General features: G+C 71.0%; 11 protein-coding genes. 7 read left to right on the top strand and 4 right to left on the bottom strand.

Annotation, left to right across the window (positions count from 1 at the left end; genetic code table 11):
• Nucleotides 1-74: 74 nt before the first annotated feature.
• Entirely contained in the window at nucleotides 75-749 is a 675-nt protein-coding gene (locus ABZ441_RS15710; protein ID WP_358973393.1) for an MOSC domain-containing protein, read from the bottom strand.
• 82 nt (nucleotides 750-831) lie between these two features.
• Between ABZ441_RS15710 and ABZ441_RS15705 the strand changes: the two genes are divergently transcribed.
• Entirely contained in the window at nucleotides 832-1,722 is an 891-nt protein-coding gene (locus tag ABZ441_RS15705) for a LysR family transcriptional regulator (protein ID WP_358973390.1), read from the top strand.
• A 103-nt stretch (nucleotides 1,723-1,825) separates the two neighbouring features.
• Here the strand turns inward: ABZ441_RS15705 and ABZ441_RS15700 are convergent, their stop codons facing one another.
• Nucleotides 1,826-2,155, bottom strand: a complete 330-nt coding sequence (locus ABZ441_RS15700) for a WhiB family transcriptional regulator (protein ID WP_358973387.1) — start codon at nucleotides 2,153-2,155, stop codon at nucleotides 1,826-1,828.
• A 434-nt stretch (nucleotides 2,156-2,589) separates the two neighbouring features.
• Here ABZ441_RS15700 and ABZ441_RS15695 point away from each other — a divergent pair, with 434 nt between their 5' ends.
• The 4 genes from ABZ441_RS15695 (at nucleotide 2,590) to ABZ441_RS15680 (ending at nucleotide 7,016) form a co-directional block, all read left to right on the top strand.
• On the top strand, nucleotides 2,590-3,201 hold the full coding sequence (locus ABZ441_RS15695) for a response regulator transcription factor (RefSeq protein WP_003948568.1): 612 nt from the start codon (nucleotides 2,590-2,592) through the stop codon (nucleotides 3,199-3,201).
• A 372-nt stretch (nucleotides 3,202-3,573) separates the two neighbouring features.
• Nucleotides 3,574-4,149 carry a sigma-70 family RNA polymerase sigma factor gene (locus ABZ441_RS15690; protein WP_103514145.1) on the top strand — a complete coding sequence of 192 codons (576 nt, stop codon included), beginning with the start codon at nucleotides 3,574-3,576 and terminating at the stop codon, nucleotides 4,147-4,149.
• Nucleotides 4,150-4,284: 135 nt separating this feature from the next.
• Entirely contained in the window at nucleotides 4,285-5,787 is a 1,503-nt protein-coding gene (guaB, locus tag ABZ441_RS15685; RefSeq protein ID WP_358973383.1) for an IMP dehydrogenase, read from the top strand.
• A gap of 104 nt (nucleotides 5,788-5,891) precedes the next feature.
• Nucleotides 5,892-7,016 (top strand): GuaB3 family IMP dehydrogenase-related protein, encoded by a 1,125-nt coding sequence (locus ABZ441_RS15680; protein ID WP_358973380.1) that lies wholly within the window; start codon nucleotides 5,892-5,894, stop codon nucleotides 7,014-7,016.
• An 83-nt stretch (nucleotides 7,017-7,099) separates the two neighbouring features.
• Here the strand turns inward: ABZ441_RS15680 and ABZ441_RS15675 are convergent, their stop codons facing one another.
• Both ABZ441_RS15675 and ABZ441_RS15670 read right to left on the bottom strand, forming a co-directional pair.
• A complete protein-coding gene (locus ABZ441_RS15675) occupies nucleotides 7,100-7,711 on the bottom strand; it encodes a hypothetical protein (RefSeq protein WP_358973377.1) in 612 nt (203 codons plus the stop codon).
• Between the two features lie 114 nt (nucleotides 7,712-7,825).
• Nucleotides 7,826-9,088 (bottom strand): nucleotide sugar dehydrogenase, encoded by a 1,263-nt coding sequence (locus ABZ441_RS15670; RefSeq protein WP_358973374.1) that lies wholly within the window; start codon nucleotides 9,086-9,088, stop codon nucleotides 7,826-7,828.
• 254 nt (nucleotides 9,089-9,342) lie between these two features.
• Here ABZ441_RS15670 and ABZ441_RS15665 point away from each other — a divergent pair, with 254 nt between their 5' ends.
• Together ABZ441_RS15665 and ABZ441_RS15660 are read left to right on the top strand one after the other, a co-directional pair.
• Complete coding sequence (locus tag ABZ441_RS15665; RefSeq protein WP_358973371.1) at nucleotides 9,343-11,049, top strand: glycerol-3-phosphate dehydrogenase/oxidase; 1,707 nt, start codon at nucleotides 9,343-9,345, stop codon at nucleotides 11,047-11,049.
• A gap of 438 nt (nucleotides 11,050-11,487) precedes the next feature.
• Complete coding sequence (locus ABZ441_RS15660; protein WP_358973368.1) at nucleotides 11,488-13,599, top strand: serine/threonine-protein kinase; 2,112 nt, start codon at nucleotides 11,488-11,490, stop codon at nucleotides 13,597-13,599.
• Nucleotides 13,600-13,705 lie beyond the last annotated feature (106 nt).

Here is a 13,705-nt window from a genome sequence, read left to right as displayed (position 1 = left end):
GCCCGCGCGTGCGGCCGCCGGACCTGCCTCCCTTCCTCCACCCTGGTCAGCCGGGGTGCTGGACCGCGAGGACCCTAGGAGACGGGGTTCCTCCCCGCCTCGTACGCCCGCGCCGCGCGCAGCGTCTGGGTGTGCAGCGCGTCGCCGGCGACGAGCAGGCTCGGCAGCAGTTCCCGCTCCGTGGTCGTCGCCCGGAACTCCAGGGCCGCGGTGATGTCGTGGCCGGGCACGTGCACCACCTCGACCGGGTCACCGGAACGGATCGTCCCCGGTTCGATCACCCGGAGATACGCGCCCGTCGCCCCCTCATGTGTGAACCGCTTCACCCAGCCGCGCTCGCCCAGGTGGCCCGCGAACGTGCGGCACGGAATGCGGCCCGAGGTCACCTCCAGGACCAGCTCGTCGCCGATCCGCCAGCGCTCCCCGATCCGTGCCCGGCTCACGGTGAGGCCCAGGGTCGTGAGGTTCTCACCGAACGCACCGTTGGGCAGGGGGCGGCCGAGCTCCTTCTCCCAGGCGTCGAGCTCCTCGCGGGCGTACGCGTACACGGCCTGGTCCGTCCCGCCGTGATGCCGCAGATCGCACACCGCGTCACCGGCCAGGCCGCTGCCGCCGCTGCCCTTGGGGCCGGGATCGGCCACCCGCACGGAACCCGCGGCAGGCTGTTTGCCGATCCCGGTGAGGCCCTCGGCCGCGTCGGAGTGAGCGGAGGGTGTGGGACGGCCGAGATTCACGGTGAGCACCTTCATGGCCGGACAGATTAGCCGCCCTCACCTCAAAGCCGCTCCTGAATATGCGACCCGCACTGCAAGAGCCGCTTATGGTTGAAGCGTGATCGAAGCCCGTCATCTCCGTGTCCTGCGCGCCGTGGCCACCACTGGTTCGTTCTCCGCCGCCGCGCGGGAGCTGGGCTGCACCCAGCCCGCCGTCAGCCAGCAGATGAAGGCGCTGGAGGGCTCCGCGGGGACTCCGCTGCTGATCCGCACGGGGCGCGAGATGCGCCTCACCCAGGCGGGTGAGGCGCTGGTGCGCCACGCGTCCGGCATCCTCGCGGGCCTGACGGCCGCGGAGGAGGAGGTCGCCGCGATCGCCGGGCTGCGGGCCGGCCGGGTCCGGCTCGTGTCGTTCCCGAGCGGCAGCTCCACCCTGGTCCCCGGCGCCCTCGCCGCGCTGCGCGCCGCGCACCCCGGTACCCGGGTCTCGCTCGTCGAGTCGGAACCGCCGCGCTCGGTGGAGATGCTGCGCGACGGCGACTGCGACATCGCGCTGGCGTTCCGCTACGGGACGGCCGGGGGTGAGTGGGACGACCTGGTCGTACGCCCGCTGCTCAAGGACCGGCTGACCGGCCTGGTGCCCGAGGGGCACCGGCTGGCGGGGGCGGGCTCGGTGGGTATCGGGGAACTGGCCGAGGAGCCGTGGATCGCCGGCTGCCCTCGCTGCAGGCGGCAGTTGGTGGAGGTCTGCGAGGACTCGGGCTTCACCCCCCGAATCGACTTCGCCACGGACGACTACCCGGCGGTGATCGGACTGGTGGGCGCGGGGCTGGGAGTCGCCGTCCTGCCCGAGCTGGCCCTCGAGTCCGTACGGCGCAAGGGGGTCCGCACCGTGACCGTGGAGCCGGCCGTGGAGCGTGAGATCGTCGCCCTCACCCTTCCCGACCTCGCCCGGGTGCCCGCGGTGGCGGCGACCCTGGACCAGTTGTTGCTGGCGGCCGCACGCTGACCCGCTGAGGCGGCTGAGCCCGCCGCATTCGGGTTCGACAGGCCCGGCAGCGGGCACGCCAGGGCCGAAGAAACGTTTCTGCGTTCGGCGGGTCGCATGTGTGTCAGGTGCGGTCCGTCTCCGGCGCCGGTCCTGAGTGGGCGGAGATCAGGCGGTTGCGCGCGCGGCCCATGAGCTCTTCGCGCTCGTCCTCGGTCAGGCCGCCCCACACGCCGTAGGGCTCCCGTACCGCGAGCGCGTGCGCCGCACACTCGGCGCGCACCGGGCAGCGCATGCAGACCTCCTTCGCAGAGGTCTCACGGGCACTCCGGGCTGCTCCACGTTCTCCTTCGGGATGGAAGAACAGCGAACTGTCGACCCCGCGGCAGGCGGCCAGCAGCTGCCAGTCCCACAGGTCCGCGTTGGGTCCGGGAAGGCGGGAGAAATCTGCCATTGCGTGTCCCCTCGAAACCTTGCTGGTTCGGAAACGGCATCGTCGACCGTCGTCGCTCGTCCGTGGTTCGTCGATGGCCGGAGTCCCGACCGTACATCTACGGTGTTAGTAGATGTAAATATGACTGATTGCGAATCTAGCCTCAGACGCCCGCAAAAGGGAAGAAAACCCGCTAAATGGGGCAGGTTGCCGCGCGGGTGATCGGTTGAGGGGTGAAAGACCTCGTGTCGCTCTTCTCCGTGTGCGACCCCTCACTTAGAGTGCCGAACCGGGCGCTGTGGCCCGTAACTCTTTCGAGTGACCGTCGTTGTTGAGGGGGAGGCGGTTGACGGAGAACGAGCTCGGGCAGATGTCCGAGGGGGTCAACCGCACAGGTGACGACTTGTATCAGCCTGGAGGCTCAAGGTGACGCGCATCAGCTGCGGAGGGCGGACATGACATCTGTCCTCGTCTGCGACGACTCCCCGCTTGCCCGAGAAGCGCTTCGCCGCGCGGTTGCGACCGTGCCCGGCGTCGAGCGCGTGACGACGGCGGCCAACGGCGAGGAAGTCCTCCGCCGCTGGGGGGCCGATCGTTCGGATCTGATTCTGATGGACGTACGGATGCCCGGCCTGGGGGGTGTGGAGACGGTCCGGCGGCTGCTCTCGGCCGACCCCGGCGCCAGGATCATCATGCTGACCGTCGCCGAGGACCTGGACGGCGTCGCGCTCGCGGTCGCCGCCGGCGCCCGCGGCTATCTGCACAAGGACGCCTCGCGCGCCGAGCTGCGGGCGACCGTGACCCAGGCGCTCGCCGACCCGACGTGGCGGCTCGCCCCGCGCCGGCTGCGGTCCGCCGAGATGGGTGCGGCGCCGACCCTCACCGCGCGGGAGATCCAGGTGCTCGAAGGCATGAGCCACGGCCGGTCCAACGCGGAGATCGGGCGCGAGCTGTTCCTCTCCGAGGACACGGTGAAGACGCACGCCCGGCGGTTGTTCAAGAAGCTCGGTGCCTCGGACCGCGCGCACGCCGTCGCGCTCGGGTTCCGCTGGGGTCTGGTCCGCTGATGCCGTGGCGCGGCCGGTAGCCGTGCGATCCCGTCCGCACGCCGGCGGACGGGGCACCGGTGCGGCGGACCTGCGGCCGGGCCCTCCCCACCAGCGCTATGTGACGCTTCCCGGCCGATGACGCATCCTTGGGGTGTGGAGTTCCTCCGGGGACATTCGGTCGAGCGGAAGGGGAGGGCGCAGGACATGACATCCGGCGCACCCGCTCAGAACACTGGAGCACGTGCTCGCAGCACCGACGACGCACAGGCCGACGAACCCACCGCCCGCACCGACGGACCAGGCGGCGCCGGTGCGCCCTCCGATAACGCTTCGGTGCACAACTCCGGACGCGATGCCTCGGATCGGACGCCGTCAAGGCACCATGGTCCGATGCGCGAGGACGGGACGACGGTGATCGGTGCTCTGGTGCACCGTGCCGTCGACGGTGACGCGCAGGCCACGCACGACCTGCTGGCCCACGTCCACCCCCTCGCCCTGCGCTACTGCAGATCCCGGCTGAGCAGGCTCCCCGGTGATGCCCGTCACTTCGTGGAGGACCTCGCGCAGGAGGTCTGCGTCGCGGTGCTGATGGCACTGCCCAGGTACAAGGACACCGGCCGGCCCTTCGAAGCCTTCGTCTTCGCCATCGCCGGCCACAAGGTCGCCGACCTCCAGCGCGCCGCGATGCGGCACCCCGGTTCGACGGCCGTGCCCTCCGACGAGATGCCGGAGCGGCCCGACGACTCGCTGGGCCCCGAGGAGCGGGCCCTGCTCAGCAGCGATGCGGCCTGGGCGAAGAAGCTCCTCGCCAATCTGCCGGAGAACCAGCGCGAGCTGCTGGTCCTGCGGGTCGCGGTCGGGCTGACCGCCGAGGAGACCGGGCAGATGCTCGGAATGTCTCCCGGCGCGGTACGGGTCGCCCAGCACCGTGCGCTGAGCAGACTGAGGGCCCTCGCGGGCCAGTAGCGAACGGCTCCGGAGGCTCCCGCTGTGCGGAGGAAGCCACAGAACCGCTAGGTGATCTTGATCGTGGAATGAGACACCCCGTGAGCCCGTTAGCATGGACATCCGCACCGATCAAGACCATTTGGGGAAGGTGTCATGACTGCATACGTCGACGGAGTGCCTGAGAAATTCGCAACGCTCGGGCTGACATACGACGACGTGCTGCTGCTGCCGGGCGCGTCGGAGGTACTGCCCAACGCGGTCGACACCTCGTCCCTCATCTCACGCAACGTACGGGTGAACATCCCCCTGTTGTCGGCAGCGATGGACAAGGTGACCGAAGCCCGGATGGCCATCGCCATGGCCCGTCAGGGCGGCGTCGGCGTGCTGCACCGCAACCTCTCGATCGAGGACCAGGTGAACCAGGTCGACCTGGTCAAGCGGTCCGAGTCGGGGATGGTCACCGACCCGATCACCGTGCACCCCGACGCCACTCTCGGCGAGGCGGACGCGCTCTGCGCGAAGTTCCGCATCAGCGGAGTGCCGGTCACCGACCCCGCGGGGAAGCTCCTCGGCATCGTGACCAACCGTGACATGGCCTTCGAGTCGGACCGGACGCGCCAGGTGCGCGAGGTCATGACGCCGATGCCGCTCGTCACCGGGCGGGTCGGCATCTCCGGCGTCGAGGCCATGGAGCTGCTGCGCCGCCACAAGATCGAGAAGCTGCCGCTGGTCGACGACGCGGGAGTCCTCAAGGGCCTGATCACGGTCAAGGACTTCAAGAAGGCCGAGCAGTACCCGAACGCAGCCAAGGACGCCGAAGGCCGCCTGCTGGTCGGCGCGGCCGTCGGTGCCAGCCCCGAGGCGCTGGACCGTGCCCAGGCGCTCGCGTCCGCGGGGGTCGACTTCCTGATCGTCGACACCTCCCACGGACACAACAGCAACGCCCTCGACTGGATGGCGAAGATCAAGTCGAGCGTCGCCATCGACGTCATCGGCGGCAACGTCGCCACCCGCGACGGCGCCCAGGCGCTGATCGACGCCGGTGTCGACGGCGTGAAGGTCGGCGTCGGACCCGGCTCGATCTGTACCACCCGAGTGGTCGCCGGCATCGGGGTTCCCCAGGTCACAGCGATCTACGAGGCGGCGCTCGCCGCCCGCGCCGCGGGTGTCCCCGTGATCGGCGACGGCGGCCTCCAGTACTCCGGCGACATCGGCAAGGCCCTGTCCGCCGGTGCGGACAGCGTGATGCTGGGCAGCCTCCTGGCGGGCTGTGAGGAGTCCCCGGGTGAGCTGATGTTCATCAACGGCAAGCAGTTCAAGTCGTACCGAGGCATGGGTTCGCTGGGTGCCATGCAGTCCCGAGGACAGGGGCGGTCGTACTCCAAGGACCGCTACTTCCAGGCCGAGGTGGCCTCGGACGACAAGCTCGTACCGGAGGGCATCGAGGGGCAGGTGCCCTACCGCGGCCCGCTGGCCAACGTCCTCCACCAGCTGGTCGGCGGCCTCCGCCAGACCATGGGCTACGTCGGCGCCGCGACCGTCGACGAGATGGAGAGCAAGGGCCGCTTCGTCCGGATCACCTCGGCGGGTCTCAAGGAGAGTCACCCGCACGACATCCAGATGACGGTCGAAGCACCGAACTACAGCAGGAAGTAAGGCATCAGCGCAGGTGAGGGGCGGACCGGTGTTCCCGGGACCGCCCCTCACGTGTGCGTCGGGGATACTGGTCAGCGCAGACGTAGAGGAAAGGCCACACCATCGTGACTGAGATCGAGATCGGGCGCGGCAAGCGCGGCCGCAGGGCATACGCGTTCGACGACATCGCCGTCGTGCCGAGCCGACGCACCCGCGACCCGAAGGAGGTCTCGATCGCCTGGCAGATCGACGCCTACCGTTTCGAGCTGCCGTTCCTGGCCGCGCCCATGGACTCGGTGGTCTCCCCGCAGACCGCCATCCGCATCGGCGAGCTCGGCGGCCTCGGTGTCCTCAACCTCGAGGGGCTCTGGACCCGGCACGCCGACCCGCAGGCGCTCCTCGACGAGATCGCCGAGATGCCGGTCGAGGCCGCCACTCCGCGGCTCCAGGAGATCTACTCCGCTCCCATCCAGGAGGAGCTGATCGGGCAGCGCATCAAGGAGGTGCGCGACTCCGGCGTCGTCACCGCCGCCGCACTGTCGCCGCAGCGCACCGCGCAGTTCTCCAAGGCCGTCGTCGACGCGGGCGTGGACATCTTCGTCATCCGCGGTACGACGGTCTCCGCCGAGCACGTCTCCAGCGCGGCCGAACCGCTCAACCTGAAGCAGTTCATCTACGAGCTGGACGTCCCGGTCATCGTCGGCGGCTGTGCCACGTACACCGCGGCCCTGCACCTGATGCGCACCGGCGCGGCCGGTGTCCTCGTCGGCTTCGGCGGGGGCGCCGCGCACACCACGCGCAACGTCTTCGGTATCCAGGTCCCCATGGCGACCGCGGTCGCCGACGTGGCCGGGGCCCGCCGCGACTACATGGACGAGTCCGGCGGCCGGTACGTGCACGTCATCGCGGACGGCGGCGTCGGCTGGTCCGGCGACATCCCGAAGGCCGTCGCCTGCGGCGCGGACGCCGTGATGATGGGCTCTCCGCTGGCCCGTGCCACGGACGCGCCCGGCCGCGGCCGGCACTGGGGCATGGAGGCCGTCCACGAGGACGTGCCGCGCGGCAAGCTGGTCGACCTGGGATCCGTCGGCACGACCGAGGAGGTCCTGACGGGTCCCTCGCACAGCCCCGACGGCTCCATGAACATCTTCGGCGCGCTGCGCCGGGCGATGGCCACCACGGGCTACAGCGACCTCAAGGAGTTCCAGCGCGTCGAGGTGACGGTGGCGGACTCGCAGCACCGCCGCTGATCTTCCGCGTCGTACGCGGGACGTCGTACGCAGGACGGCCCGGACCAGGGGAATGGTCCGGGCCGTCCTGCGTGTGCGAGGTGTCAGCCGGCCTTCCTGGCACCACCGAACGCCGCGACCGGACCGAGGAGGAGGAAGAGGTACGTCATGAAGTCGGACAGTTCCTTCCAGGCATCGACGAGGTCGCCGAAGTGGTCGAAGAACACCTCGGAGAAGCCGACTCCGTTTGCCTCCGCGACCAGCATGGCCATGCCGATGAGCTGGCCGAAGAAGACGGCGACCAGGGAGAACACGACGCTGGCGCCGAGGACGGCGGGGTTCGCGCCGCCGACCTTGCTTGCTGCGAAACCGATCAGGAAGCCGACGCCGACGGCCGCGTACCCGACCTCACGCTCGATGGACCCCGCGAGGACGCCGTACAGGATCGCCGCGACGATCGCCGTGCCGAGCGCGGCCAGCACGCCGAGGCCGATGCCGGAGCCGCCTCGGGACTGCGGGGGCGCGAACGGTGCGCCGCCGCCGAACTGCCCGGGCTGCTGACCCGCGAACGGGTTGCCCGTCGGGGTGCCGGGCTGCTGGTCGGCGTAGGGGTTGCCGGGCGTGGGCTGCTGGCCCGCGTACGGGTTGCCGTCGGCCGGCTGGCCGCCGCCGTAGGGCTGCTGCGGCGGGTTCGGTGGCTGTACGGGCTGGCTCATCTGGGTGTTCCCCCTGGGACGGTGCGCACGCGCGTGCGAGAAGTGACGCCGCAGGCTAGCAGCCCGCGCCGACACGGCCCACCGGGAATTCCGGCGGGCCCGACCCGGGGTGCGTCAGAGCCGGTGGGCGGCACCCGCCGGGGTGGCTCCGCGGGTGTCCAGGAGCAGTTGGGCCTTCACCGCGAGGCCCTGGAGGTCGTACGTGCGGTGGTGCTGGAGCAGCACCGTCAGATCGGCTCCGGCGGCGGCCTCGTAGAGCGAGTCGGCACGCGGTACGGGCAGGTCGCGTACCCGCCAGTCCAGGACGTGGGGGTCGTGGTAGCCGATCTGGGCACCCATGTCCATCAGCCGGGTCGCGATCTCGCGGGCGGGAGAGGCCTCCTGGTCCGCGAGGTCCGGCTTGTAGGTGACGCCGAGCAGCAGGACCCTGGCCCCCCGGACCGACTTGCCGTGCTCGTTCAGGAGGGTCGCGCAGCGCTGGATCACATAGCTCGGCATCCGGTCGTTGATCTCCTTGGCCAGAGAGACCATGCGCAACGGGTGCCCGGGCGTACGGCTGTTGTAGGGGAAGTAGCCGGGGTCCACCGGGGCACCGTGGCCGCCGACACCGGGGCCGGGGCGGAACGGTTCGAAGCCGAACGGTTTGGTCTCGGCGCACCTGATGACGTCCCAGAGATCGACGCCGAGGTCGTGGCAGAGCACCGCCATCTCGTTGACCAGGGCGATGTTGACGTGCCGGAAGTTGGTTTCGAGGACCTTCGTCATCTCCGCCTCGCGCGGCCCGCGGGCCCGGACGACCTTGTCGGTGAGCCGCCCGTAGAAGGCGGCGGCCGATTCGGTGCACGCGGGCGTGAGGCCGCCGATGACCTTCGGGGTGTTGCCGTACACATGGGTGCGGTTGCCCGGGTCGAGCCGGCCGGGGGAGTGTGCCAGATGGAAGTCGCGTCCGGCGCGCAGCCCGGAACCCTCCTCCAGCAGGGGGCGTACGACGTTCTCGGTGGTGCCCGGCGGTACGGCCGACTCCACCAGGACCGTGGTGTGCGGCCGCAGCCGGGCGGCGAGTGCCCGGGCCGCGTCGGTCACGGCGCCGAGGTCGAGGGTGCGATCCGGCCCGAGAGGGGTGGGGGCGCAGATGGCGGCGGTGCGTACGCGGCCCAGTTCGGCCGGGTCGGCGGTGGGCCGGAAGCCGCCCGAGACCATCCGGCGGATGTCGGAGGCGCTCAGGGATCCCTCGACCGGCGTACGGCCCGCGGAGAGTTCGGCGAAGGGGCGTGGGTCGGTGTCGTAGCCGACGGTGTGGATTCCCACGCCGACGGCTGCTTGGGCGAGAGGCAGGCCGAGGTGACCGAGTCCGATGACGGCGAGGTCTGCGGGCATGTGGGCCGTCCTTTCCCTAAGGCCAAGGGACAGAAAGTGCAACTGCTGTGGACAGCGCAATGTCAGACTAGGCTTAAATATGACCTATATGTCGCATTCTGTGACGCGTGTGGGGCGGGTGTTGTCCACAGGCGGTGGCTGAAGTCGGGGAGCGCGGACAGAATCGAGGGGTGGCACGGGCGCCCGGCCCCCGGGCCGGTACCTGCTCCCGTGCCGTACGACCCCCGACGCACCGGGACTACCGGGAGGCAGCAGTGAGGACAGCGACACTGGGACCCGCGGAGCGCGCCGAAGCGCTGACCGCGATGGCCGAGCGCGAACTGGACGTGCTGGTCGTGGGAGCGGGCGTGGTCGGCGCCGGGACCGTGCTGGACGCGGCCACCAGAGGACTCTCGACCGGGCTGGTCGAGGCTCGCGACTGGGCGTCCGGCACGTCCAGCAGGTCGAGCAAGCTGATCCACGGAGGGCTGCGCTATCTGGAGATGCTGGACTTCGCGCTCGTACGGGAGGCGCTGAAGGAGCGCGGGCTGCTGCTGGAGCGGCTGGCTCCGCACCTGGTGAAACCCGTCCCGTTCCTCTACCCGTTGCAGCACAAGGGCTGGGAGCGGCTGTACGCGGGTTCGGGCGTCGCGTTGTACGACGCGATGTCGGTGTCCTCGGGCCACGGCCGAGGGCTGCCCGTGCACCGGCACCTCTCCCGGCGCCACGCCCTGCGGGTCGCCCCCGCACTCAAGAAGGACGCCCTGGTCGGAGCCCTGCAGTACTACGACGCCCAGATGGACGACGCGCGCTACGTGGCGACCCTGGTGCGCACGGCCGCGGGGTACGGCGCGCACGTGGCCAACAGGGCGCGGGTGACCGGCTTCCTGCGGGAGGGGGAGCGGGTTGTCGGCGCCCGGGTGCAGGACGTCGAGGGCGGCGAGGAGTACGAGGTCAGGGCCAAGCAGGTGGTCAACGCGACCGGGGTGTGGACGGACGACACCCAGGCGCTGATCGGCGAGCGCGGACAGTTCCACGTCCGGGCGTCGAAGGGCATCCACCTCGTCGTCCCCAAGGACCGCATCCACTCGACGACCGGGCTCATCCTGCGCACCGAGAAGTCCGTGCTCTTCGTGATCCCGTGGGGGCGGCACTGGATCATCGGCACGACCGACACCGACTGGGATCTCGACAAGGCCCACCCGGCCGCGTCGAGCGCCGACATCGACTACCTGCTCGAACGGGTGAACTCGGTGCTGAACACCCCGCTGGGCAGGGACGACGTCGAGGGTGTCTACGCCGGACTGCGCCCCCTGCTGGCGGGCGAGTCCGACGCCACCAGCAAGCTCTCGCGCGAGCACACCGTCGCCCACCCCGCCCCCGGACTCGTCGTCGTGGCGGGCGGCAAGTACACGACGTACCGGGTGATGGCGAAGGACGCCGTCGACGAGGCCGTGCACGGCCTGGACAAGAGGGTGGCGGACTGCGTCACGGAGGACGTCCCGCTGCTGGGCGCCGAGGGCTACCGCGCCCTCTGGAACGCCCGCGCGAGGATCGCCGCCCGCACCGGTCTTCACGTCGTCCGCGTGGAACACCTGCTGAACCGGTACGGCTCCATGGCCGAGGAACTGCTGGAGCTCGTCGAGGCCGACTCCTCGCTGGGCCAGCCGCTGGCGGGCGCCGAGGACTACCTGCGGGCCGAAGTCGTCTACGCCGCCTCGCACGAGGGCGCCCGGCACCTCGACGACGTCCTGACGCGGCGTACCCGCATCTCCATCGAGACCTTCGACCGGGGCACCCGCTGTGCCCGTGAATGCGCGGACCTGATGGCGCCGGTGCTCGGCTGGGACACGGGGCAGGTCGAACGCGAGGTGGAGCACTACCGCAAGCGTGTGGAGGCGGAGCGGGAGTCCCAGCGGCAGCCGGACGACCTGACGGCGGACGCGGCACGGCTGGGGGCACCCGACATCGGGCCCCTCTGAACGGCTCGTCGACGCCCGGGAGCGGGCCCGGGCCGGCGGGCGGAACGTCGCCCTCGCCAGGCCCGCTCCGGGACGTGCCTGACGGGTCCTCCGCCTTACGCCCGTCCCCGTGCCGGGCGCGTGGAGTCCCGTGTCTGCGCACCCGCAGGGGGCGTCGCGGAGTGCCGGAAGGGCGGCCACGGGGCGCGGCCCGGGACGACGAACCGGGGGAGGTAGGGCGATGCGGTCGTCAGGTGTGGTTCGCTTGGCACCCTCGCGCTTCCCAGGGCGAGTGGAGTCAGCACCGGCGGGGCGGCGGGCAGCGCCCTGAATACCGGCGTGGCAGGGGTTCCTTGCTCCGGCCTCATCACGGCCGACCCCGGACCCGGCACCACGACCGGTCCCGGGGTGAGGGACAATGAACGCTCTGCCAGGGCGGGTTGATCGCAGAGGGGACGCATGTCGGAGGCGGAGCAGTCGCGGGAGCCCCAAGGGGACAAGGACGGACGTCTCCTCGCGGGGCGGTACCGTCTCGGGGAGGTGCTCGGCCGGGGCGGCATGGGCACGGTCTGGCGTGCTGTCGACGAGACGCTGGGGCGCACGGTCGCGGTCAAGGAACTGCGCTTCCCGTCGGCCATTGACGACGACGAGAAGCGACGCCTCATCACGCGCACCCTGCGTGAGGCGAAGGCGATCGCCAGGATCCGCAACACCAGCGCGGTGACGGTCTACGACGTGGTCGACGAGGACGACCGGCCGTGGATCGTCATGGAACTCATCGAGGGCAAGTCCCTCGCCGAGGTGATCCGTGAGGACGGGACGCTGACGCCGAGGCGTGCGGCAGAGGTCGGCCTCGCCATCCTCGACGTCCTGCGCTCGGCGCACCGCGAGGGCATCCTGCACCGCGACGTGAAGCCGTCCAACGTACTGATCTCCGAGGACGGCCGGGTCGTTCTCACCGACTTCGGGATCGCCCAGGTCGAGGGCGACCCCTCCGTCACCTCCACGGGCATGCTCGTCGGCGCCCCCTCCTACATCTCGCCCGAGCGTGCACGCGGTCACAAGCCGGGACCGCCCGCCGACCTGTGGTCGCTCGGCGGGCTGCTGTACGCGAGCGTCGAGGGCCGGCCGCCGTACGACAAGGGCTCCGCCATCGCCACGCTGACAGCGGTGATGACGGAGCCGGTCGAGCAGCCGGTGAACGCGGGCCCTCTGGAGGAGGTCATCTACGGCCTGCTGGCGAGGGATCCCGACCAGAGGCTGGACGACGCCGGGGCGCGTGTCCTGCTCAACGCGGTGATCAACGCTCCGGAGAAGCCTGCCGTGCCGCCGGCCGACTCCACCCAGGTCATGGCGCTGCCCACGATCGGCGACCCCCAGAGCAACAAGAGCAACAAGAGTGACAGGGGCGGCAGAAGCGGCAGGAACGACCCAAGGGGCGGTGGCAGGAAGGCCGCCGCGGGCGCGGCGGCCGCAGCCGCCGTGTCCGGCCCGGCAGGTGCGGGAGGCGGATCAGGGGACGCCGCAGGCTCCGGGAGCCCCGCCACCGGCGGGTCCGCCCCCGCGGGCGGGGCTCCCGGCTCCTCCTCGGCGACCGCCTCGGCCGGCGTGTCCGCGATCGCCGAGGGCACCCGGGACCGTCTGCGCGGCGCGCTGAAGTCCGTACGCAACGCGAAGTCTCCGGCGGCGGCTGCTGTTCCCCCGGAGCCCTCGCACGCCCCGGGCACCCCGGCCGCCACGGCATCGGTGTCCGGCCCCGGCAGGCCGCCCGGCCGCCCGGCCGGGACCCGTGCGTCGATCACGGATGTCGTGCCGCGCCGCACTCTGGCGGTCATCGCCGGTGTCGTCGTGCTCGCCGTCCTCGGTACGGTCCTCGCGATCACGCTCGGTGACGACGGCGCGGGCAACGAAGGCGGCTCCAAGGGCGACACCGCCGCGTCTTCCGGTGCGACGGGCGGTGGCGACGCGGCCACCGGCGGAGGCGCCGGCAAGGACGAGGACAGCGGTACGCGGGGCGACGGCAAGGACAGCCAGGGAGAGGGCAAGGGTGAGGCGTCCGGTGACGCTTCGCCGCCCACGAAGAGCGACGATCCGACCCCCGACCCGGACGCGCTGCCCACCGGGTACAAGACGGTCACGAACAAGCAGTTCCACTTCTCCGTGGCGATGCCCGACACCTTCCGGTTCTACAAAATAGCGGGACAGAGCTCCGGCGCCATCTACAACGTCGACGGCGGTTTCCCGCGCATCCAGATCGACTACAACTCCTCCCCGAAGGACGACGCGGCAGCCGCCTGGGCGGCGGCGGTCGCGGGGACCAAGAGCTTCAGCAACGGCTACAAGCACATCGGGATAAAGAAGGTCGAGTACAACGGCTACCCGACCGTCGCCGACTGGGAGTTCACCCGCAACCAGAACGGCATGCGGGTCCGGGTCCTCAACCGGGGCTTCAAGGCCGACGCCACGCACGGTTACTCGATCATGATCAGCTGCAAGGCGGACGCCTGGGACGACGAGGAGTGCAGGACGCTGCGTGAGACGGCGTACGCCACGTTCGAGCCGACCGACTGACCCGTCCGGGCGGGCGAACGGGCGGCCGGGTTGCCGTGACCCGGCCGCGCGGCCGGGACTTGCCACGTATTGTGAGAGACCGAAGACCGTACGGAGCCGCAACGGT

It is taken from the genome of Streptomyces sp. NPDC005752, assembly GCF_040630715.1.
GTDB lineage: Bacteria > Actinomycetota > Actinomycetes > Streptomycetales > Streptomycetaceae > Streptomyces.
The sequence above is the reverse complement of the archived record's forward strand: the minus strand, read 5'-3'. Positions and strand labels throughout refer to the sequence as shown.